Origin of the sequence: Pantoea sp. VS1 (assembly GCF_002207995.1) — a bacterium.
Taxonomy (GTDB): domain Bacteria; phylum Pseudomonadota; class Gammaproteobacteria; order Enterobacterales; family Enterobacteriaceae; genus Pantoea; species Pantoea dispersa.
The window spans coordinates 151,446-171,927 of record NZ_NHZE01000052.1; the positions used below are offsets into that span (position 1 = coordinate 151,446).

Here is a 20,482-nt window from a genome sequence, read left to right on the forward strand (position 1 = left end):
AACGGCACGCCGCGATCGTTCTGGCTGGGACGATAGATAAGCTGCATTAATTTATTTGCGTAAGCAAGCGCGGCTGGCGTGCGGCGCGACATTTGCCCCCTGATGGTGCTTAGGGGAATTGGTAAATAAGATTTATCTATTTTTTCAGATAAAAAAAGATTGCGCGGCGAAACAATTTTATGATTTTCGGAATTTCCGGGCGCAGCCGTGTCATTAACCCAGCCAGTCCGGCACGGCTTTTGCTTGGCTGCGCCACTTAATCCGTAATGAGCAGCAAAGGTCGCGGAACCGTGCGCTGGTGATTGGCCCGCACCAGGTTAGCGCAGGGCCTGATTTCACTTATGGCTAAATAAACCCATCTTTTTCTCGCTTAATCCGCGCTTTAGACCCGAAGGGTTTTGGCATCCTATGCTCAGAATTCCTGCCAGCTGAGGTATGTCGTGGCTGAAGAGAGCAACGAGGACAAAACAGAATCGCCCACCCCCCACCGACTTGAGAAAGCACGGCAGGAGGGGCAGATTCCGCGTTCGCGCGAGCTGACTTCGGTACTGATGCTGCTGGCCGGGCTGCTGATCATCTGGCTGGGCGGCCACAATATGGCGCAACGGCTGGCCAGCATGGTGGCCACCGGCTTCCGCTTTGACCACGGCATGGTCAACGACGATAAAATTATCGTCTCGCACATCGGCAACCTGGTGATGCAGGCGGTGATCGCGCTGCTGCCACTGATGGCCGGGCTGGTGATTGTTGCCATTGCCGCGCCGATGATTCTGGGCGGAATCAACATCAGCGGAAAATCCATCAAATTCGATTTCAAAAAGCTCAACCCGTTACCGGGCATTGCGCGCATGTTCTCCGGTCAGACGTGGGCGGAACTGGTGAAGGCGATCCTCAAAGCGGTGCTGGTGGCGCTGGTGGCTGGCTGGTATTTGTGGAGTCACTGGCAGGAGATGCTGCGTCTGATGAGCGAATCGCCGGTGAATGCGCTGCAGCATGGCCTGTCGATGACCGCCATCAGCTGTGCGCTGGTGATGCTGGGACTGATCCCGATGGTTGGCTTTGACGTGTTCTGGCAGCTCTACAGCTACTTCAAAAAGCTGCGCATGACGCGCCAGGAAATTCGCGATGAACACAAGCAGAACGAAGGCGATCCGCACGTTAAAGGGCGTATCCGCCAGGCGATGCGTGCCGCCGCCCGCCGCCGCATGATGGCCGACGTGCCGAAGGCGGACGTCATCGTGACTAACCCGACGCACTACTCGGTGGCGCTACAGTATCAGGAAGGCAAGATGAGTGCGCCGAAAGTGATTGCCAAAGGCGCCGGTGACATTGCCCTGCGCATTCGTGAAATCGCAAAAGAGCACCGCGTACCAATTCTGGAAGCGCCGCCCCTGGCGCGTGCGCTCTATCGTCATACGGAAATTGGCCAGTTTATTCCCGGCGCGCTCTATGCCGCCGTGGCCGAAGTGCTGGCGTGGGTCTGGCAGCTGCGACGCTGGAAGCGCGAAGGCGGCCTGATTCCAAACGAACCAAAACATCTGCCGGTCCCGGCAGAGATGGACTTTGCAGGAGAGAACACCAACCATGGCTAATCTGGCCGAAAAGCTGCGTTTACCGGGCAATTTTAAAGACACGCAATGGCAGGTGCTGGCTGGTCCGGTGCTGATCATGCTGATCCTGTCGATGATGGTATTGCCGCTGCCGGCGTTCATCCTTGACCTGCTGTTTACCTTCAACATTGCGCTGTCCATCATGGTGCTGCTGGTGGCGATGTTCACCCAGCGCACGCTGGAATTCGCTGCCTTCCCGACCATTTTGCTGTTCTCAACGCTGCTGCGTCTGGCGCTGAACGTCGCCTCAACGCGTATCATCCTGCTGGAAGGGCATACGGGTGCTGATGCCGCCGGGCGCGTGGTTGAAGCCTTTGGTCACTTCCTCGTCGGCGGTAATTTCGCCATTGGTATCGTGGTGTTCATCATCCTCGTGATCATCAACTTCATGGTCATCACCAAAGGTGCCGGACGTATCGCCGAAGTGGGCGCGCGTTTCGTGCTGGATGGTATGCCCGGCAAGCAGATGGCGATCGATGCCGATTTGAACGCCGGCCTGATTGGTGAAGACGAAGCCAAACGCCGGCGCACCGAGGTGACCCAGGAAGCGGACTTCTACGGCTCAATGGACGGTGCCAGTAAGTTTGTGCGCGGCGACGCCATCGCCGGCATCCTGATCATGGTGATCAACGTGATCGGCGGCCTGCTGGTGGGCGTGGTGCAGCACGGTATGGATCTCGGCCACGCCGGGGAAACCTATACGCTGCTGACCATCGGTGACGGCCTGGTGGCGCAGATCCCGGCGCTGGTGATCTCTACCGCTGCCGGTGTCATCGTTACCCGCGTCAGCACCGATCAGGACGTCGGCGAACAGATGGTGGGCCAGCTGTTTAACAATCCACGCGTGCTGATGCTGAGTGCCGGCGTGATTGGCCTGCTGGGCCTGGTGCCCGGCATGCCGAACTTTGTGTTCCTGCTGTTCACCGCGGCGCTGCTCGGCCTGGCCTGGTGGCTGCGCGGCCGCGAAATGCAGCCGAAGAAGCAAAGTGAAGCCTCCAGCGTGGTGAAAACGCAGGAGACGCCGGCCACGGTCGAAGCCTCGTGGACCGACGTCCAATTGGAAGATTCGCTCGGCATGGAAGTGGGCTATCGCCTGATTCCGATGGTCGATCATCTGCAAAACGGCGAGCTGCTCGGGCGTATTCGCAGTATCCGTAAAAAGGTGGCGCAGGAGGTTGGCTTCCTGCCGCCGGTGGTGCACATTCGTGACAACATGGAGCTGCCGCCGGCGCGCTATCGCATCCTGATGAAGGGCGTGGAGATTGGCAGCGGCGATGCTTATCCGGGACGCTGGATGGCGATCAACCCGGGCACGGCGGCGGGCACGCTGCCGGGTGAAGCGACGGTGGACCCGGCGTTTGGCCTCGCGGCCATCTGGATCGACAGCGCGCTGAAAGAGCAGGCACAGATTCAGGGCTACACCGTAGTGGAAGCCAGTACCGTGGTGGCGACCCACCTTAATCACCTGATCGGCCAGTACGCCAGCGAGCTGTTTGGGCGTCAGGAAGCGCAGCAGCTTCTGGACCGCGTCACCCAGGAGATGCCAAAGCTGACGGAAGATCTGGTGCCGGGCGTCATTACCCTGACCACGCTGCATAAAGTGCTGCAAAATCTGCTGACCGAGCGCGTCTCGATCCGCGACATGCGCACCATTATCGAAACGCTGGCCGAACATGCGCCGGTGCAGAACGATCCGCAGGAACTGACCAGTGTGGTACGCGTCGCGCTGGGCCGCGCGATTACCCAGCAGTGGTTCCCGGGCAACGGCGAAGTGCAGGTCATTGGACTGGATGCCACACTGGAGCGTCTGCTGCTGCAGGCACTGCAGGGTGGTGGCGGTCTGGAACCGGGTCTTGCCGATCGACTGCTGATGCAGGCGCAGGCCGCGCTGCAGCAGCAGGAGATGACCGGTGCGCCGCCGGTGCTGCTGGTTAACCATCCGCTGCGGGCGCTGCTGGCGCGCTTCCTGCGCCGCAACCTGCCGCAGCTGGTGGTGCTGTCTAATATGGAGCTGACCGATAACCGGCAAATCCGCATGACTGCAACCATAGGCGGCAAATAATGCGCGGAGTGACGCTCTCATGGCTGCTGGCGGCGCTGCTGACGCTGCCGCTAACGGGCAAAGCCGCCAGCGGTGCGTGGCAGGCCAGCGCCAGCGGCCCGAGCCTCGGCGTGCGCGGCAACTGGCTGCTGTCGCCGGCGCTTAAAGCGCCCTCGGCGGCTCCAGGGACTATTTCGCTGGTGAACTGGCGCTACACGCTGAGCCGCCCGGCGCCATCCGGTCTGCTGGTGCGGCTGTGCGCCAGTCAGCGCTGCGTGGAGCTGGACGGCGCCAGCGGCAGCACGCGCGGCCTCGCCAACGTGGCAGCCGATGAAACGCTGCATCTGGCTTTCGGATTTCAGGGGCAGGGCGCGTTGCCGCCCGGCCTGCGGGTGGTGAGCAGTGAAGTGATGGTCAATTACCAATAGCAAATAGCAAATAGCCAATAGCCAATAAAAAACCCGCCGCAGCGGGTTTTTTTAGGCTTACATTCGCTCGACGGTTTTGATGCCCAGCGTATCCAGCCCCTGCTTCAGGGTTTTCGCCGTCAGCGCAGCCAGCTGCAGACGGCTGTTGCGTACGTTTTCCTCTTCCGCGGAGAGAATCGGGCAGTGTTCATAGAAGCCCGAGAACAGACCGGCCAGATCGTACAGATAAGCACACATCACGTGCGGCGTGCCATCGCGCGCGACCTGGGTGATGGTCTCTTCAAACTGCAGCAGACGGGTCGCCAGCAGCGCTTCGCGCTCGTCAGTCAGGATGATATCACCGTGCAGGCTGTCTGCCTCAATGCCCGCTTTACGGAATACTGAGAGCACACGCGTGTAGGCATACTGCATGTACGGCGCGGTGTTGCCTTCAAACGCCAGCATGTTGTCCCAGTCGAAGATGTAATCGGTGGTGCGGCTTTTCGACAGGTCGGCGTATTTCACCGCGCCGATGCCGACCACTTCCGCCAGCTCTTTCAGCTCTGCCGCGCTCATCTCCGGATTCTTCTCGCTGACCAGCGCATGGGCGCGCTCAACGGCTTCATCCAGCAGATCGGAGAGTTTAATGGTGCCACCGCTGCGCGTCTTGAACGGACGGCCATCTTTGCCCAGCATCATGCCGAACGCATGGTGCTCCAGCGGCACCGACTCCGGCACGTAGCCCGCTTTGCGTACGATGGTCCACGCCTGCTGCAGATGCTGATGCTGGCGGGAATCGATGTAGTACAGCACGCGATCGGCATGCAGCGTTTCATAGCGATATTTGGCGCAGGCGATATCGGTGGTGGTGTAGAGATAGCCGCCATCCTTCTTCTGGATGATCACGCCCATCGGTTCACCTTCCTTGTTTTTAAACTCATCAAGGAAGACCACGGTGGCGCCTTCGCTGGTCACCGCCAGCCCTTTTTCGCGCAGATCGGCGACGATGCCCGGCAGCATGTCGTTATACAGGCTTTCACCCATCACATCCTTACGCGTCAGGGTGACGTTAAGGCGGTCATACACCTGCTGGTTCTGACTCATGGTGATATCCACCAGCTTCTTCCACATGGCGCGGCAATATTCGTCGCCACCCTGCAGTTTCACCACGTAACCGCGGGCGCGCTCGGCGAAGGCTTCGTCTTCGTCATAGGTGCGTTTCGCTTCGCGGTAGAAGGCTTCCAGATCAGCCAGCGCGATATCTTCATGATGCTCGTTCTGCTGCTTCTCCAGATAGGCGATCAGCATGCCAAACTGTGTACCCCAGTCACCGACGTGGTTAGCGCGGATGACGTCATGACCGAGGAACTCCTGGGTGCGCACCGCGGCATCACCGATGATGGTGGATCGCACATGACCGACATGCATCTCTTTCGCCACGTTGGGCGCCGAGTAGTCAATCACGATAGTCTGAGGTGTCACTTCGCTGACGCCCAGGCGTGGCAGCTGCAGCGCCTGCGCGGCCTGCTGTGCCAGCCACTGGCGGTCGAGGAAGATGTTGATAAAGCCGGGACCGGCGATGTCGATTTTGCTGGCGATACCAGCCAGATCCAGATGCTGAACTACCTGTTCAGCCAGCTGGCGCGGCACCTGACCGAGCTTTTTCGCCACGGCCATGATACCGTTCGCCTGGTAATCGCCGAACTGCACTTTTGCAGACTGACGAACCTGCGGTTCGCAATCGGCCGGTGCGCCTGCCGCCACCATCGCCTGACTGACTTTATCGGAAAGAAGAGCCTGAATATTCACCGCGTTACCTTCATATGCTGAAAAGGCCCGCCAGCTGAGGGCGAGCCGATGTCGTCATCCCGCGTGCGTGTCGGGACGGAAAAAATAAGAGGGGAAGTATACGTGAAATGTTGGGGTGCGTCAGCAATCGGTTATGGCTGCCGGTGGACGCAGGCCCGCGCGCCGATTAACGGCGGCGCGGGTGGCGACGGGGATTTTTAACGCTTTTGTCTTCACGCACCTTCCAGTGGCGGGAAATTGCAAATCCCATCAAGGCTATCAGGACCGCGACAACAATGAGCATAGACATAGGGCCATTCCTTGTAGTTGTGAAACCCAAATTTATAAGAAAGGGTCAGCTACTGCAATTGATTGGCGGGTAAATAAGAGTTATCTCATTGTATTAACTATTATTAATAATAACAGTTGGTTAGGGCACTTTTATAAAGTAACGTGTGGACCTGATTACGCGATTAATCCGAAAGAGAGGGGCGATTTATGCGGTTTTTGAAGGTTTTTGGCGTGAAATCGGATGAATCCGAGCATTTTGTCAAGCGAAAGCTGCGGCAGCCCTTTTTTTTTATTGATTAAAAGATCTGAACTGAGTTTGAGGTATTTAACGTATGAATCTGGATTTTCCTTCAGAACTGAGTGACTTAAAACAAGACCTGTCCCGATTTGAACAGGCTTTGCAACACTTTGCGGCACGCCTCGGCCTTGACCTTACGCAGCACGAGGCAGACCACGTGGCGGTGCGCTGTCATCAGTTCGCCACGGCAGAACGCTGGAAAGCCGGCTTACTGCAAATCGGCGAGCAGTTTTCCGAAGCGATGATTAATGGACGGCCGATCTGCCTGTTTAAGCTGCATCAGCCGCTGCGCATCGCGGGCTGGCAGGTGGATGTGATCGAGCTGCCGTGGCCCGGTGAGAAGCTGTATCGCCATGAAGGCTGGGAGCATGTGGAAATTGTGTTGCGCGGCGAGCCGGAAACGCTGGGCATGCGTGCGATGGCGTTGCTGGCAGACGAGGCGCTGACGCAGCCGGGCATCGCGTTTAAAACCAGCACGCCGCAGGGCGAAAATGAACGTCTGCCCAATCCGACCTTAGCGGTGACGGACGGGCAAACTACCATCAAGTTTCATCCGTGGCGGCTGGAGGAGATCGTTGCCAGCGAACAGGCTTAGCGCCGCGCTGCCACCGCCTGCTGCAGGCGCGATATCGCCTGCTGCAGGGTGGCGTGCGTGCAGCCAAAGTTGAAGCGCACGAAGCGATCGTCGCCGAAATCACGGCCCGGCGAGAAACCGAGACCGTGTTTTTCGAAATACAGCGCCGGGCTGGCGACATCCAGCTGGCTGGCGTCAATCCAGCCGAGGTAGCTGGCCTCTGGCGCGACCATGCTGAGTTCCGGCAGCGCATTCACCTGCTGCACCAGCCAGTCACGATTGGCGCGCAGGTAAGCCAGCTGGTCTGCCAGCCACGCATCACCGCCGCGCCATGCGGCTTCCGCCGCTACCAGCGCCAGAATATCCACACCCGGTACGATGCCTTCACGCACCTGCTTAAAGCGTTTCCGCAGTTCGGGATGAGGGATAATGGCCATGGACGCACCCAGCCCGGCGATGTTGAAGGTTTTAGACGGCGAAATCAGGGTAATGCTGCGCTGGGCGGCGTCTTCGCTCAGCGAGGCAAACGGAATGTGCTGTACGCCAGGCGTTAACAGCAAGTCACAATGGATTTCATCGGAGCACACCAGCAAATCGTGGCGTTGGGCAAAGGCCAGCTGCGCCTCCAGCTCATCACGGCGGTAGACTGTGCCGCCCGGATTCTGCGGATTGCACAGCATGAGCAGGCGCTCGTTACCCTGCATCTGGCTGTCATCCAGCTGCATCACCCAGCGATCCTGCTGTAACTGCAATGGCAGATTGACCTGAGCGCGCTGCGCCAGCCGCGCCGCCGCGCGAAACGGCGGATAAATCGGCGTCGGTGCCACGGTGCTCTGCGACGACTCGGTAAATGCCCGGACCGATAAATTCAGGCCGCTCACCACGCCCGGCAGCAACACAATCCATTCCGGCTCAATCTGCCAGCCATAGCGCTGGGCTAAGCGGGAAATAGTGATATCAATCAAACCGTGCGGCGTCGCGCCATAGCCGAAAACACCGTGGTCGGCACGCTGTTTAATGGCCTCAATGATGCACGGCGGCGAGCGAAAATCGGTGTCGGCAACCCACAAAGGCAGCACATCGCGATCACCATATTTGTGCCATTTCAAACTATCGCTGTGACGACGGTCTATCCCTTGATCAAAATCGAATGCCATAGTGCGCTTTCCACGTAAACTGTCTGAATGAGCAGACTAACTGATGCACTCCTCCCGAGCCAGCAGTCATGAAAAGGAGCAAGGTATGACGAAACTGGAAATTTGTTGCTATGGCATCGACTGCGCAATGACTGCGCAGGCGTCCGGTGCCGATCGCGTGGAGCTGTGCAGTGCTCCGCGTGAAGGCGGACTGACACCTTCGGCGGGTATGCTGGAAGCCGCACAACGTGAACTGACCATTCCGGTCCACCCAATCGTGCGGCCGCGCGGCGGCGATTTTTGTTACACCGCACGCGAATTTGAGGTGATGAAATCGGACGTAGCGCGCATTCGCGAGCTGGGTTTTCCTGGCCTGGTGATTGGCATGCTGGACGAAGATGCGCACGTCGACACGGTACGCATGCAGCAGATTATGGCGCTGTGCGACGGCATGGCGGTGACCTTCCATCGCGCCTTTGATTTGTGCCACAGCCCGAAGCGTTCGCTGGAGGTGCTGACTGATTTAGGGATCGCCCGCATTCTGACTTCCGGTCAGCAGCAGAGCGCTGAAACCGGAATTGCATTATTACGGGAACTAAATGAATACAGCACCGGTCCAATCATTATGGCAGGGGCAGGCGTGCGCCTCAGCAATCTGCAAAAGTTCCTCGACAGCGGATTGCAGGAAGTCCACAGCTCCGCCAGCCGCGCCGTCGCGTCACCGATGCGCTACCGTAAAGCCGGTGTCTCGATGTGTTCTGAAGCGGAAACCGATGAATTCAGCCGCTCCTGTGTCGATGGCGATGTCGTCGAAGCCATGAAGAGCATGATGCAGATGAGCGTTGACCGGGTCGCCTGACCCGTACCAATTTTGCCGCGCAGCACGCCGAAAACCTGACGTGATGTTTGCAAGTACCAAACCCCAGTTCCTTGCTGGGGTTCTTTTTGTCTGCCGCTTCGCCATGAATAGCGCATTGGTGAAAAAGATGCTTTGATTACTCTATGGCTTAACGCGCGGATAACGCTGATGAAATCCCTCCCTTATGCTGTTGTGATTCTGCTGTTCCCCGTTGCCGGCGCGGCGCTGGCCGCCAGCAGCACCTGCCCGCCGCTGAGCAAAAACATCACCAGCAGCAACAACTGGATTATGCTGGGCGGCGACGCCAAAGGCGCGGTGCGCCAGGTGGTGGCCGGGGAGTTTGGTAAAGACGTCAACTCGCAGAAGCGCGTGCTCGGGCAGTTTGACCAGTGCGGCGATCTGATGGTGGCTGACATCACCTATGACAAAAGCGAAGGCAACGTGGTGCTAAGCATGGAGCAGCATATCGCGCGCGTGCAGCGCGGCTGGGTGGCTGACTATGCTTATCTGGTTAAAGTGACCCGCGCGGGCAAAGAGGAGGTGGTGGATAACCGGCAGGGCACCATCAGCTGGCAGATGGGGCAACACGGCAACATCATCAGCGCCTCGGACAAATTTACCAGCATGGGGAAAGAGGGCTTTACTGATACCACTTACCGCTACGATAAACACTTCCGGCTGGAAAAAAGTATTGCGCGCGGCAGCGATGAACTGACCAACGGCGAGAATACCTGGCGCTGGAATCCGCAGGGGCTGGTGGTGGCATCTACCAGCGCGCGCAGCAAAGAGACCTACAGCTACGATAATCAGTGGCGCGAACTGCGGCTGCACGGCACCTCGACCACGCCGGTCAGCACTTTGCGATCGGTGGATGAGTGCCAGCTGTGGGATGAGGTAGGCAATTGCACGCTCAGCTATTTGCATGAGACCGAAGTGTTTGCCAAAGGCACCATTGAGCGGCATCTGAGTTCGGCCTACAAATATCAGTACTGGGATCGTCCGGCGACGGACAATTGATGCGCCGTCGCGTATGCTGTTCTGTGCACAACCCGGGAGCCCATCATGACACTGATTATTTCATTCCTTTTCGCCATTACCCTGCTTACGCTGACGCCCGGCTTCGATACCGCGCTGGTGCTGCGTTCAGCGGCTGCGCAGGGCTGGCAGCGTGCCTCGGCGACGGCATTGGGCGTTACGCTCGGCTGTCTGGTGTGGGGCGTGGCGGTCGGGCTGGGCTTAGGCGCGCTGCTGCTGGCTTCGGAAATGGCTTATAACCTGCTGAAAGGCATCGGTGCCGTGTACCTGCTGTATCTCGGCGTCAGACTGCTGCTTAACCCGCGCAGCACGGTGGCCAGCGGGCAGGAGGGGCAAAAGCGGGAAGAGCGCTATCTGACCTGCTTCGCGCGTGGCCTGACCGGTAACCTGCTCAATCCCAAAGTCGGAGTTTTTTACGTCACTTTTCTGCCGCAGTTTATCCCGGCCGGCGGATCGGTGGCGCTGTGGTGCACGCTGATGGCGCTCACCCACATGGTGATTGGCTTAGCGTGGAATGCGGTATTGATTAGCGGCAGCCAGTACTTTGCTGATCATCTGCGCCGTCCGGCAGTGTTAAAAGTGATGGATCGCCTGACCGGCTGCGTGTTTATTGGTTTCGCCGCGAAGCTGGCGCTGTCGCGGCGTTAAGCGTTACGGTTTGCGCGCCACCAGCACGGCACGCAGTGGGGCGGGATAGCCTTCAATCGTTTTGCTGCTGTCGTGCGGATCGAGGAACTCCGCCAGCGATTCGCTGGTCATCCAGTCGGTGCGACGCTGCTCTTCCACCGAGGTGATGGCGTAATCGGCGATGCGCACATCGACAAAACCGCACTTCTCCAGCCAGTTTTTCAGCGCCGCCGCAGACGGAATGAAGTAAACGTTGCGCATCTGCGCGTAGCGTTCACCCGGTACCAGCACCGCGTTTTCATCGCCTTCAATCACCAGCGTCTCCAGTACCAGTTCGCCGTCGCTGACCAGCTGATTTTTCAGCTGCAGCAGATGGTCGAGCGGCGAACGTCGGTGATAGAGCACGCCCATGGAGAACACGGTATCGAACGCCTGCAGCGCCGGTAGTTGCTCAATGCCCAGCGGCAGCAGATGCGCACGGCGATCGTCACCCAGCAGCTTACGCACCGCTTCGAACTGGCACAGGAACAGCTGCATCGGATCGATACCGACCACCAGCTGCGCGCCGGCCCCAATCATGCGCCACATGTGATAACCGCTGCCGCAGCCCACATCCAGCACGGTTCGACCCGCCAGCGAAGAGATATGCGGCAGCACGCGGTCCCACTTCCAGTCGGAGCGCCATTCGGTGTCGATGTCGCAGCCGTAGAGCGAAAACGGCCCTTTGCGCCACGGCATCAGGTTACGCAGCAGCTTTTCGATGCCGGCGCGCTGGCGAGCGGTTAACGCGTCATGCTGCGCGCTGACGCTGTGCAGCAGATCGAGCTGCTGCGGCACCAGCAGCGGCAGATTGTCGACCGACTTCTCCCAGTTGCGAAAATGTCCGTGCAGGTTTTCACGCTGCCAGGCGGCGACCTGCGCCGGCAACACTTCCAGCCAGCTGGCGAGCGGACCGGTGGCGATTTGCTGATAAAAACGGCCAAAATCAATCATTTCAACGCCACCAGTGAGCCAAAGTTAAAGCACTGGAACCACAGCTCGGCATGGGCAAAGCCAGCGCTTTTCAGACGGGCTTTGTGCGTTTCCACGCTGTCCGTCAGCATCACGTTCTCCAGCATGCTGCGCTTCTGGCTGATCTCCAGCTCGCTGTAGCCGTTGGCGCGCTTAAAGTCGTGGTGCATGTTGAACAGCAGTTCGCCGACGTCGGCATCTTCAAAGCTGAACTTTTCCGACAGCACCAGCGCACCGCCCGGATTGAGGCCGGCAGCGATTTTCTGCAGCAGCGTCAGGCGCGCGTCCGGCTCAAGGAACTGCAGGGTAAAGTTGAGCACCACCAGTGAGGCGTTTTCGATGTGGATATCGCGGATATCCGCTTCCAGCACCTGCACCGGCGTAGCAGCGCGGAAGGCGTCGATGTGACGGCGGCAGCGTTCCACCATCGCCGGCGAATTATCGACGGCAATAATCTGGCAACCCGGTGCCTGAATATTGCGGCGCACCGCCAGCGTGGCCGCGCCCAGCGAGCAGCCGAGATCGTAAACCTGGCTGTTGGGCTGCACAAAGCGTTCTGCCAGCATGCCAATCATCGAAATGATGTTGGAGTAACCCGGCACCGAGCGCTGAATCATATCGGGAAAGACTTCAGCCACGCGCTCGTCAAAGGTCCAGTCGCCCAGTTTATCGATGGGCGCGGAGAATAGCGTATCGCGGTCAGACATAATGAATTATCCGGAGAGAAAACGGAAAGGGCGCTATTCTGGCAGAAACTGCCGCAGGCTGCACCCGTTTCCCTGCGTTTAGAACAGGCTGGATTGCTGTGGCCAGGCGGGCAGCGGGCGCAGCGTCGGCTCCAGCTGTTGCAGCTGCGGCCACAGCGCCTGCAGCAGCGGAAACACCGCGCCCATATCCGGCGTGTGGATGAACAGCAGCGGGTCGCTGTCGTGCTGCCAGTCCGCCAGTTTTTGCTGCCAGACATCAAACAGCGGCAGGCTCTCCTCCACGCTGTCGCTGCCGATAAAGCGCACCATCGGCTGTCCGGCAGTGCGCACCGCATGCGTCGGCACGCGCGGCTTTTGCGCGCGCGCATGCACGGCGGCCGGGCTGAGCGAGTCAGAGGCGTGCACCGGACGGCTGTCGAGAATCACCCGATTAACCCCGCGCTGATGCAGGCCGCGATTCAGCGCGCGCTCGGCCTCGCCTTTGGCAAAAAAGGCCGCATGGCGCACTTCCACGCCATAGTGAAAGCTGCGCGGCAGGCGATCGAGAAACGCCCATAAATCTGTCAGCTGCGCCGGTGAAAAGGCGGCGGGCAGCTGCAGCCAGTACTGGCCGATGCGCTGGCTAAGCGGATCCAGCAGGCGCAGAAACTCATTCACCAGCTCATCGCAGTTCTTCAGCGCCGCTTTGTGGCTGATGGTGTCAGGAAATTTAAAGCAGAAGCGAAAAGCGTCGTCAGTCATGTCATACCAGCGCTGCACCACTTCCGGTTTGGGCAGCGCGTAAAGCGTGGTGTTGCCTTCGACGCAGCCGAACAGCCGGGCGTAATCCGCCAGGGTTTCGATACCCAATACTCTCCAGTTGGCGTGCTGCCATTGCGGTAATCCAATACGAAGTGTCAAAACTGCTCCTGCCTGCTGTGGCGCGGAAAATGCGCCGTACGTTACCCGGTTTTGCCACGGGCAGGAACCGATCGCGCGGCAAACGCTGACGATTTGTCCGCTTTGCGCGGGATCTGCTTATCCTGCCTGCCATTTTCCATTATAATAGCCGCCTTTTTTGCGGCAGCATCTCAGAAGGTTACGCGGCCTGATGCTGTCTGGCAGCAGCGGCGAAGTTAAAAGGATACGTTATGCGTACAGAATATTGCGGACAGCTCAATCTGTCTCATGTGGGTCAGCAAGTTACTCTCTGCGGCTGGGTCAATCGCCGTCGCGATCTCGGCAGCCTGATTTTTATCGATATGCGTGACCGCGAAGGCATCGCGCAGGTGTTTTTCGATGCCGATCATCAGCAGGCTTTCCAGCTGGCGTCTGAACTGCGTAATGAATTCTGTATCCAGATCACCGGTACTGTGCGTGCGCGTGAAGAGAAAAACCGCAACAGCGACATGGCCACCGGTGACATCGAAGTGTTCGCCCATGAGCTGAACATCATCAACCGCGCAGAACCGCTGCCGCTGGACTCTAACCAGACCAACAGCGAAGAAGCGCGTCTGACCTATCGCTACCTCGACCTGCGTCGTCCGGAAATGGCGCAGCGTCTGAAAACCCGTGCCAGAATTACCAGCTTCGTGCGCCGCTTTATGGACGGTGAAGGCTTCCTCGACATCGAAACCCCGATGCTGACCAAAGCCACGCCGGAAGGCGCGCGTGACTACCTGGTGCCGAGCCGGGTGCACAAAGGTAAATTCTACGCGCTGCCGCAGTCACCGCAGCTGTTTAAACAGCTGCTGATGATGTCTGGTTTTGACCGCTACTATCAGATTGTCAAATGCTTCCGTGATGAAGACCTGCGCGCAGACCGTCAGCCGGAGTTCACCCAGATCGACGTGGAAACCTCGTTCATGAGCGCTGAGCAGGTGCGCAGCGTGATGGAGCAGATGATCCGTGAGCTGTGGCTGGACATCAAAGGCGTCGACCTCGGTGACTTCCCGCAGATGACCTTCGCCGAAGCGATGAACCGTTACGGCTCCGATAAGCCAGACCTGCGTAACCCGATGGAGCTGGTGGACGTTGCTGACCTGCTGAAAAGCGTTGAATTCCAGGTGTTCGCCGGCCCGGCAAACGACCCGAAAGGTCGCGTCGCGGCGCTGCGCGTGCCGGGCGGTGCCGCGCTGACGCGTAAGCAAATCGACGAATACGGCAGCTTTGTTGGCATTTACGGTGCTAAAGGTCTGGCGTGGATGAAGATCAATGCGCGCGCCAGCGGTTTCGACGGTGTGCAGAGCCCGGTGGCCAAATTCCTGACGCCGGAGATCGTTGAAGCTATTCTGCAGCGTACCGACGCGCAGGACGGCGACCTGATCTTCTTCGGCGCCGACCGTGCCAAAGTGGTGGCGGATGCGCTGGGTGCACTGCGCCTGAAAGTGGGCCGTGATCTGCAAATCACCAATGATAAAGCCTGGGCCCCGCTGTGGGTGGTCGACTTCCCGATGTTCGAAGAGGACGACGAGGGCGGCCTGGCGGCGATGCACCATCCGTTCACCTCGCCAAAAGCGCTGACGGCGGAACAGCTGGCGGCCGATCCGACGCAGGCGGTGGCTAACGCCTACGATATGGTGATCAACGGTTATGAAGTGGGCGGCGGTTCAGTGCGTATCCACAGCGGCAATATGCAGCAGACGGTGTTTAGCATTCTGGGCATCAGCGAAGAAGAGCAGCGTGAGAAGTTTGGCTTCCTGCTGGATGCGCTGAAGTTCGGTACCCCGCCGCACGCAGGTCTGGCATTCGGTCTTGACCGTCTGACCATGCTGCTGACCGGCACCGACAATATCCGCGATGTGATTGCGTTCCCGAAAACCACCGCGGCGGCCTGTCTGATGACCGAAGCACCAAGCGAAGCCAATCCGGCGGCGCTGGCGGACCTCGGTATCCAGATCGCGCCGAAGAAAGTCACTCCAGAGACGAAATAATGGGCTATAAACACCCGGTATCGGTGCTGGTGGTGATTTTTGCGCAAGATACCGGCCGGGTGTTAATGCTGCAGCGGCGCGATGACCCCAGCTTCTGGCAGTCGGTTACCGGCAGCCTGGAGCCGGGCGAAACGCCGGCGCAAACGGCGCAGCGCGAAGTGGCTGAAGAGCTGGCGATTGATATCGTCGCCGAGGGGCTGGTGCTGGAAGATTGCCACAAACAGATTGAGTTTGAGATCTTTCCGCACTATCGCCATCGCTATGCGCCGGGCATCACGCATAACCGGGAACACTGGTTCCGGCTGGCGCTGCCCGCCGAACGCCAGCCAGTGCTGAGCGAGCACCTTGCCGCCCAGTGGCTGACACCGGCCGCCGCTGCCGCACTAACCCGCTCGTGGAGTAATCGTCAGGCAATCGACGAATTTATCTGAATGCCCGCCACCGCGCGTTTTTCCGGTGGTTTTATCGTTAAATTACAGACATACGGTGTAAGTCGAAAGATTTGCACCGCTAAAATAGAACAGTCAGGCGTCATCGGCGCAGCAAGGTTGTTCACCGCCAGCGCACAGCAACCGGAGCGTACATGAGTACGTGAGGATTGCGCGCACTGCCGGGGAACAAGATTGCCAGCAAGATAGCCTGCACCCTGTTAAAGATCGGAGAATATGTAAGATGGCTGGACATAGTAAATGGGCGAATACAAAGCACCGCAAAGCGGCTCAGGACGCCAAGCGCGGTAAAATCTTCACCAAAATCATTCGCGAGCTGGTGACAGCGGCCAAGCTGGGCGGTGGCGATGCCGGCTCCAACCCGCGTCTGCGCGCAGCGATGGACAAAGCCCTGTCCAACAACATGACGCGTGACACCATGAACCGTGCTATCGCGCGCGGCGTCGGCGGTGAAGATGACAGCAACATGGAAACCATCATCTATGAAGGTTACGGTCCGGGCGGCTCTGCGGTCATGGTGGAGTGTCTGAGTGATAACCGTAACCGTACCGTGGGCGAAGTGCGTCACGCCTTCAGCAAAACCGGCGGTAACCTCGGCACCGACGGTTCGGTATCTTACCTGTTCAGCAAGAAAGGCGTGATCTCCTTCGCGCCAGGCCAGGACGAAGATGCCGTGATGGAAGCGGCGCTGGAAGCCGGTGCAGAAGATGTCGTGAGCTATGACGATGGCGCGATTGACGTCTTTACCGCGTGGGAAGAGCTGGGCAGCGTGCGCGATGCACTGGAAGCCACCGGTCTGAAAGCCGACAGTGCTGAAGTGTCGATGATTCCATCAACCAAAGCGGAACTGGATGCCGAGACGGCTCCTAAACTGCTGCGTCTGATCGACATGCTGGAAGATTGTGATGATGTGCAGGAAGTTTACCATAACGGTGAAATTTCTGATGAGGTAGCGGAAACGCTGTAATGGCGTTACGCAAACCCCTGCAATACGGAGACGCGCTATGGCGATAATACTCGGGATTGACCCCGGCTCGCGCGTCACCGGCTACGGTGTCATCCGCCAGACCGGCCGCCAGCTCAGCTATCTGGGCAGCGGCTGTATCCGCACTAACGTCACCGATCTGCCTTCCCGCCTCAAACTGATTTACGCTGGCGTCAGCGAAATCATCACCCAGTTCGCGCCGGATTACTTCGCCATTGAGCAGGTGTTTATGGCGAAGAACGCGGACTCGGCGCTCAAGCTGGGTCAGGCGCGTGGCGCGGCAATTGTCGCAGCAGTCAACCTTGATCTGCCGGTGTTTGAGTATGCGGCCCGTCAGGTGAAGCAGACGGTAACCGGCATCGGCAGCGCGGAAAAAAGCCAGGTGCAGCACATGGTGCGCACGTTGCTCAAACTGCCGGCCAATCCGCAGGCGGATGCCGCCGATGCGCTGGCCATCGCCATCACCCATTGCCACGTCAGCCAGAATGCGGCGCGCATGAGCGACAGCAAACTGGTGCTGACGCGCGGACGTTTGCGATCCGGTTAGCAAAAGCGTGGCCATTCAATAGGCTGGATATGCATCCAGCCTTTTTTATGATATACATAGCCGACATTTTACCTCCAGCAGGCGCGCGGTTGAGCGCGGTGTGGCAGGAGGCCGATGATTCAGACGCTTACACATACACTAAGGAATTGCTCAGGTGATTGGTCGTTTACGAGGCATTATTCTGGAAAAACAGCCACCGCTGGTGCTGATTGAGGCGCACGGTGTGGGTTACGAAGTGCACCTGCCAATGACCTGCTTTTACGAGCTGCCGGACATCAACCAGGAAGCGATTATCTTCACCCAGTTTGTGGTGCGGGAAGATGCACAGCTGCTGTTCGGGTTTAACAGTAAGCAGGAGCGGGCGCTGTTCCGTGAGCTGATCAAAGTCAACGGCGTCGGGCCCAAACTGGCGCTGGCGATTCTTTCCGGCATGTCAGCGCAGCAGTTTGTCACGGCGGTGGAGCGCGAAGAGATCGCCTCGCTGGTGAAGCTGCCGGGCGTGGGCAAGAAAACCGCTGAGCGTCTGGTAGTTGAGATGAAAGATCGCTTCAAAGGCATGCACGGCGACCTGTTTGGTGGCGACTCGGCGTTTACCCTGACCACACCGTCGGCACAGCAGGATAACAACGACGCCGAGGCTGAAGCAGTTGCGGCGCTGGTAGCGCTGGGTTATAAACCGCAGGAAGCCAGCCGTATGGTCAGCAAGGTTGGCAAACCAGATGCGGATTGTGAAACCCTGATTCGCGAAGCCCTGCGCGCTGCTATTTGAGGTAATGCATGATTGAAGCCGACCGCCTGGTCTCGGGCAGTTCTTTCACTGAGGAAGAGAGCCTCGACCGCGCTATTCGCCCCAAACTGCTGACGGAATATGTCGGGCAGCCGCAGGTGCGCGAGCAGATGGAGATTTTCATCCAGGCCGCCAAACTGCGCGGCGATGCGCTGGACCACCTGCTGATCTTTGGTCCGCCCGGGCTGGGTAAAACCACGCTGGCCAACATCGTGGCTAATGAGATGGGCGTCAATCTGCGCACCACGTCCGGTCCGGTGCTGGAAAAGGCCGGTGACCTGGCGGCGATGCTCACCAACCTTGAACCGCACGACGTCCTGTTTATCGATGAAATTCATCGCCTGTCACCGGTAGTGGAAGAGGTGCTGTATCCGGCGATGGAAGATTATCAGCTGGATATCATGATCGGTGACGGACCTGCAGCGCGCTCGATCAAACTGGATTTGCCGCCGTTCACTCTGATTGGCGCTACCACCCGCGCAGGCTCACTCACCTCACCGCTGCGCGATCGCTTTGGGATTGTGCAGCGCCTGGAGTTCTACAATGTGCCGGATCTGCAGCACATCGTCGGACGCAGCGCCGCCTGCCTGGGGCTGACGCTGAGCGAAGAGGGCGCGCTGGAAGTGGCGCGCCGTGCGCGCGGTACGCCACGCATCGCCAACCGCCTGCTGCGCCGTGTACGTGACTTCGCCGAAGTGCGCGCCAGTGGCAACATGAGTGGCGAAGTGGCCGCCAGCGCGCTGGATATGCTCAATGTGGACAATCAGGGCTTCGACTATATGGACCGCAAGCTACTGCTGGCGATCATCGACAAGTTCATGGGCGGTCCGGTGGGGCTGGATAATCTGGCGGCGGCGATTGGTGAGGAGCGTGAAACCATCGAGGACGTTATCGAACCGTTCCTGATCCAGCAGGGCTTTATTCAGCGCACGCCACGCGGCCGGATGGCCACGCAGCACGCCTATAAGCATTTCGGCATCAGCCGCGAAGAGTAACCGGCGTCACGCCGCCGGTTTTTTTGCCATGCTGATAATGAACAGTACCGCAGCACACAGCACCACCGACGGACCGGCCGGGGTGTCGTAGCTGGCAGAGAAGGTCAGGCCACCGGTGACGGCTATGATGCCGATAAGCACCGCAAAGCCGGCCATCTGTTCTGGCGAACGCGAGAAGCGTCGTGCCGTGGCGGCCGGAATGATCAGCAGTGAAGTAATGATCAGCGCGCCAACAAATTTCATCGCCACACCAATGGTCAGCGCGGTTACCAGCATCAGCATCAGGCGGGTACGCTGAATGTTTACGCCGTCTACCTGCGCCAGCTCCGGACTGATGGTCATCGACAGCAGCGAACGCCACTGCCACGCCATCACCACCAGCACGATTGCCACGCCGCTCGCCATCAGCGACAAATCGTCCGGGGTGATCGCCAGCAAATCGCCAAACAGATAGGCCATCAAATCAACGCGTACGCCCTGCATCAGACTGACCACCACCAGACCCAGCGACAGCGCGCTGTGCGCCATAATCCCTAACAGCGTATCGATCGCCAGATGCGGGCGTCGCTCAAGCCACACCAGCCCGAGCGCCAGACAGACGGTAACCAGAATCACCGCATAATAGGGGTTCACATTCAGCAGCAGACCAAACGCCACGCCGAGCAGAGAGGCGTGGGCGAGGGTATCGCCAAAATAGGACATGCGGCGCCAGACGACAAAAGAGCCGAGCGGACCGGCCGCCAGGGCCAGCAATACGCCGCCCAGCCAGCCGGGTAATAACAGTTCAATCATGACGGGCCGTTTCCTTTGCGCAGAACAATGCGTCCCTGTAAATCGTGACGGTGATTATGGTGATGGCGATAGATCGCCAGCTGCTGTGCGCCGCGCGGGCCAAACATGGCGATAAATTCCGGGTGCTGCGAGACGGCTTCCGGCGTGCCGGAACAGCAGATGTGATGGTTGAGGCACAGCACTTCGTCGGTCTTTGCCATCACCAGATGCAGGTCGTGCGAGACCATCAGCACGCCGCAGTTGAGCTCGCGTCGCAGTTGATCGATCAAGTCGTAGAGCGCCACCTGGCCGTTAACATCCACGCCCTGCGTCGGTTCGTCCAGTACCAGCAGCTGCGGCTGGTTGAGCAGGGCGCGCGCCAGCAGCACGCGCTGCGTTTCGCCGCCAGACAGTTTTTGCAGCGGTGACTGCAGCAGATGGCCGGCCTGCACCCGCTTCAGCGCCGGCAGAATATCGTCACGGCGACTGCCGCGCGTCAGACGCATAAAGCGCTCAACGCTGATCGGCAGCGTCGGATCGATGTGCAGCTTTTGCGGTACATAGCCAATACGCAGCCCCGGCGCGCGGCGGACGCTGCCGCTGTCTGGCGCGAGCAGGCCGAGTACCGTGCGCACCAGCGTGGACTTGCCGG

The 20,482-nt window shown here is 59.1% G+C and carries 21 protein-coding genes; 13 read left to right on the plus strand and 8 right to left on the minus strand.

Annotated features, from left to right (window positions below):
- The first annotated feature begins 440 nt into the window (after nt 1-440).
- Genes flhB through flhE form a run of 3 tightly spaced genes read left to right on the plus strand, consistent with a single transcriptional unit; the run spans nt 441 to nt 4,079 of the window.
- Entirely contained in the window at nt 441-1,592 is a 1,152-nt protein-coding gene (gene flhB / locus CBW22_RS21330) for a flagellar biosynthesis protein FlhB (protein WP_088517803.1), read from the plus strand.
- The gene (gene flhA, locus CBW22_RS21335; RefSeq protein ID WP_021509954.1) at nt 1,585-3,672 is read left to right on the plus strand and encodes a flagellar biosynthesis protein FlhA; all 2,088 of its coding nucleotides are present in this window, start codon (nt 1,585-1,587) and stop codon (nt 3,670-3,672) included. Before flhB ends, flhA begins: the two co-directional genes overlap by 8 nt.
- A complete protein-coding gene (gene flhE, locus CBW22_RS21340) occupies nt 3,672-4,079 on the plus strand; it encodes a flagellar protein FlhE (RefSeq protein WP_088517804.1) in 408 nt (135 codons plus the stop codon). The genes flhA and flhE overlap by 1 nt, the downstream gene beginning before the upstream one ends.
- A 57-nt stretch (nt 4,080-4,136) precedes the next feature.
- Here flhE and argS read toward each other — a convergent pair whose 3' ends face one another.
- Together argS and CBW22_RS26840 are read right to left on the minus strand one after the other, a co-directional pair.
- Nucleotides 4,137-5,867: an arginine--tRNA ligase gene (argS, locus tag CBW22_RS21345; protein ID WP_088517805.1), complete on the minus strand. Its 1,731-nt coding sequence runs from the start codon at nt 5,865-5,867 to the stop codon at nt 4,137-4,139.
- A gap of 166 nt (nt 5,868-6,033) precedes the next feature.
- The gene (locus CBW22_RS26840; protein WP_007889544.1) at nt 6,034-6,156 is read right to left on the minus strand and encodes a hypothetical protein; all 123 of its coding nucleotides are present in this window, start codon (nt 6,154-6,156) and stop codon (nt 6,034-6,036) included.
- Nucleotides 6,157-6,469: 313 nt separating this feature from the next.
- Here CBW22_RS26840 and CBW22_RS21350 point away from each other — a divergent pair, with 313 nt between their 5' ends.
- A complete protein-coding gene (locus CBW22_RS21350) occupies nt 6,470-7,030 on the plus strand; it encodes a VOC family protein (protein WP_058757503.1) in 561 nt (186 codons plus the stop codon).
- Here CBW22_RS21350 and CBW22_RS21355 read toward each other — a convergent pair.
- Nucleotides 7,027-8,166, minus strand: coding sequence for a MalY/PatB family protein (locus CBW22_RS21355; RefSeq protein WP_088517806.1), 1,140 nt, complete (start codon nt 8,164-8,166; stop codon nt 7,027-7,029). The genes CBW22_RS21350 and CBW22_RS21355 overlap by 4 nt on opposite strands.
- Before the next feature lie 85 nt (nt 8,167-8,251).
- Here CBW22_RS21355 and cutC point away from each other — a divergent pair, with 85 nt between their 5' ends.
- The 3 genes from cutC to CBW22_RS21370 all read left to right on the plus strand — a co-directional run bounded on the left by cutC (nt 8,252) and on the right by CBW22_RS21370 (nt 10,687).
- Nucleotides 8,252-9,004, plus strand: coding sequence for a copper homeostasis protein CutC (cutC, locus tag CBW22_RS21360; protein WP_021509959.1), 753 nt, complete (start codon nt 8,252-8,254; stop codon nt 9,002-9,004).
- Between the two features lie 168 nt (nt 9,005-9,172).
- Nucleotides 9,173-10,021: a hypothetical protein gene (locus tag CBW22_RS21365; protein ID WP_088517807.1), complete on the plus strand. Its 849-nt coding sequence runs from the start codon at nt 9,173-9,175 to the stop codon at nt 10,019-10,021.
- Between the two features lie 45 nt (nt 10,022-10,066).
- On the plus strand, nt 10,067-10,687 hold the full coding sequence (locus CBW22_RS21370) for a LysE family translocator (protein WP_088517808.1): 621 nt from the start codon (nt 10,067-10,069) through the stop codon (nt 10,685-10,687).
- 3 nt (nt 10,688-10,690) lie between these two features.
- Here the strand turns inward: CBW22_RS21370 and cmoB are convergent, their stop codons facing one another.
- The 3 genes from cmoB to CBW22_RS21385 form a co-directional block, all read right to left on the minus strand.
- Nucleotides 10,691-11,659 carry a tRNA 5-methoxyuridine(34)/uridine 5-oxyacetic acid(34) synthase CmoB gene (cmoB, locus tag CBW22_RS21375; protein ID WP_088517809.1) on the minus strand — a complete coding sequence of 323 codons (969 nt, stop codon included), beginning with the start codon at nt 11,657-11,659 and terminating at the stop codon, nt 10,691-10,693.
- Entirely contained in the window at nt 11,656-12,384 is a 729-nt protein-coding gene (cmoA, locus tag CBW22_RS21380) for a carboxy-S-adenosyl-L-methionine synthase CmoA (protein ID WP_058757507.1), read from the minus strand. Before cmoA ends, cmoB begins: the two co-directional genes overlap by 4 nt.
- 78 nt (nt 12,385-12,462) lie before the next feature.
- The gene (locus CBW22_RS21385) at nt 12,463-13,284 is read right to left on the minus strand and encodes a DUF72 domain-containing protein (RefSeq protein ID WP_088517810.1); all 822 of its coding nucleotides are present in this window, start codon (nt 13,282-13,284) and stop codon (nt 12,463-12,465) included.
- Nucleotides 13,285-13,514: 230 nt separating this feature from the next.
- Between CBW22_RS21385 and aspS the strand changes: the two genes are divergently transcribed.
- The 6 genes from aspS to ruvB all read left to right on the plus strand — a co-directional run bounded on the left by aspS (nt 13,515) and on the right by ruvB (nt 19,059).
- Nucleotides 13,515-15,296, plus strand: a complete 1,782-nt coding sequence (gene aspS / locus CBW22_RS21390) for an aspartate--tRNA ligase (RefSeq protein ID WP_058757509.1) — start codon at nt 13,515-13,517, stop codon at nt 15,294-15,296.
- Entirely contained in the window at nt 15,296-15,727 is a 432-nt protein-coding gene (gene nudB, locus CBW22_RS21395; RefSeq protein ID WP_088517811.1) for a dihydroneopterin triphosphate diphosphatase, read from the plus strand. The genes aspS and nudB overlap by 1 nt, the downstream gene beginning before the upstream one ends.
- A 241-nt stretch (nt 15,728-15,968) precedes the next feature.
- The gene (locus CBW22_RS21400; protein WP_021509967.1) at nt 15,969-16,712 is read left to right on the plus strand and encodes a YebC/PmpR family DNA-binding transcriptional regulator; all 744 of its coding nucleotides are present in this window, start codon (nt 15,969-15,971) and stop codon (nt 16,710-16,712) included.
- Between the two features lie 37 nt (nt 16,713-16,749).
- Entirely contained in the window at nt 16,750-17,277 is a 528-nt protein-coding gene (gene ruvC, locus CBW22_RS21405; protein WP_021509968.1) for a crossover junction endodeoxyribonuclease RuvC, read from the plus strand.
- A 154-nt stretch (nt 17,278-17,431) separates the two neighbouring features.
- On the plus strand, nt 17,432-18,046 hold the full coding sequence (gene ruvA / locus CBW22_RS21410) for a Holliday junction branch migration protein RuvA (RefSeq protein WP_021509969.1): 615 nt from the start codon (nt 17,432-17,434) through the stop codon (nt 18,044-18,046).
- A gap of 8 nt (nt 18,047-18,054) precedes the next feature.
- Nucleotides 18,055-19,059 carry a Holliday junction branch migration DNA helicase RuvB gene (gene ruvB, locus CBW22_RS21415; RefSeq protein WP_021509970.1) on the plus strand — a complete coding sequence of 335 codons (1,005 nt, stop codon included), beginning with the start codon at nt 18,055-18,057 and terminating at the stop codon, nt 19,057-19,059.
- A 6-nt stretch (nt 19,060-19,065) separates the two neighbouring features.
- Here the strand turns inward: ruvB and znuB are convergent, their stop codons facing one another.
- Entirely contained in the window at nt 19,066-19,851 is a 786-nt protein-coding gene (gene znuB, locus CBW22_RS21420; RefSeq protein WP_088517812.1) for a zinc ABC transporter permease subunit ZnuB, read from the minus strand.
- On the minus strand, nt 19,848-20,482 hold a 635-nt coding region (gene znuC / locus CBW22_RS21425; protein ID WP_088517813.1), incomplete at its 5' end, for a zinc ABC transporter ATP-binding protein ZnuC. The genes znuC and znuB, both read right to left, overlap by 4 nt.

What these genes read in the sequence shown, in the direction of transcription:
- flhA (WP_021509954.1), top strand. Translation starts at nt 1,585, where the DNA reads ATGGCTAATCTGGCCGAAAAGCTGCGTTTACCGGGCAATTTTAAAGAC.
- flhE (WP_088517804.1), top strand. Translation starts at nt 3,672, where the DNA reads ATGCGCGGAGTGACGCTCTCATGGCTGCTGGCGGCGCTGCTGACGCTG.
- CBW22_RS26840 (WP_007889544.1), bottom strand. Translation starts at nt 6,156, where the DNA reads ATGTCTATGCTCATTGTTGTCGCGGTCCTGATAGCCTTGATGGGATTT.
- CBW22_RS21350 (WP_058757503.1), top strand. Translation starts at nt 6,470, where the DNA reads ATGAATCTGGATTTTCCTTCAGAACTGAGTGACTTAAAACAAGACCTG.
- CBW22_RS21355 (WP_088517806.1), bottom strand. Translation starts at nt 8,166, where the DNA reads ATGGCATTCGATTTTGATCAAGGGATAGACCGTCGTCACAGCGATAGT.
- cutC (WP_021509959.1), top strand. Translation starts at nt 8,252, where the DNA reads ATGACGAAACTGGAAATTTGTTGCTATGGCATCGACTGCGCAATGACT.
- CBW22_RS21365 (WP_088517807.1), top strand. Translation starts at nt 9,173, where the DNA reads ATGAAATCCCTCCCTTATGCTGTTGTGATTCTGCTGTTCCCCGTTGCC.
- CBW22_RS21370 (WP_088517808.1), top strand. Translation starts at nt 10,067, where the DNA reads ATGACACTGATTATTTCATTCCTTTTCGCCATTACCCTGCTTACGCTG.
- cmoB (WP_088517809.1), bottom strand. Translation starts at nt 11,659, where the DNA reads ATGATTGATTTTGGCCGTTTTTATCAGCAAATCGCCACCGGTCCGCTC.
- cmoA (WP_058757507.1), bottom strand. Translation starts at nt 12,384, where the DNA reads ATGTCTGACCGCGATACGCTATTCTCCGCGCCCATCGATAAACTGGGC.
- aspS (WP_058757509.1), top strand. Translation starts at nt 13,515, where the DNA reads ATGCGTACAGAATATTGCGGACAGCTCAATCTGTCTCATGTGGGTCAG.
- nudB (WP_088517811.1), top strand. Translation starts at nt 15,296, where the DNA reads ATGGGCTATAAACACCCGGTATCGGTGCTGGTGGTGATTTTTGCGCAA.
- CBW22_RS21400 (WP_021509967.1), top strand. Translation starts at nt 15,969, where the DNA reads ATGGCTGGACATAGTAAATGGGCGAATACAAAGCACCGCAAAGCGGCT.
- ruvC (WP_021509968.1), top strand. Translation starts at nt 16,750, where the DNA reads ATGGCGATAATACTCGGGATTGACCCCGGCTCGCGCGTCACCGGCTAC.
- ruvB (WP_021509970.1), top strand. Translation starts at nt 18,055, where the DNA reads ATGATTGAAGCCGACCGCCTGGTCTCGGGCAGTTCTTTCACTGAGGAA.
- znuB (WP_088517812.1), bottom strand. Translation starts at nt 19,851, where the DNA reads ATGATTGAACTGTTATTACCCGGCTGGCTGGGCGGCGTATTGCTGGCC.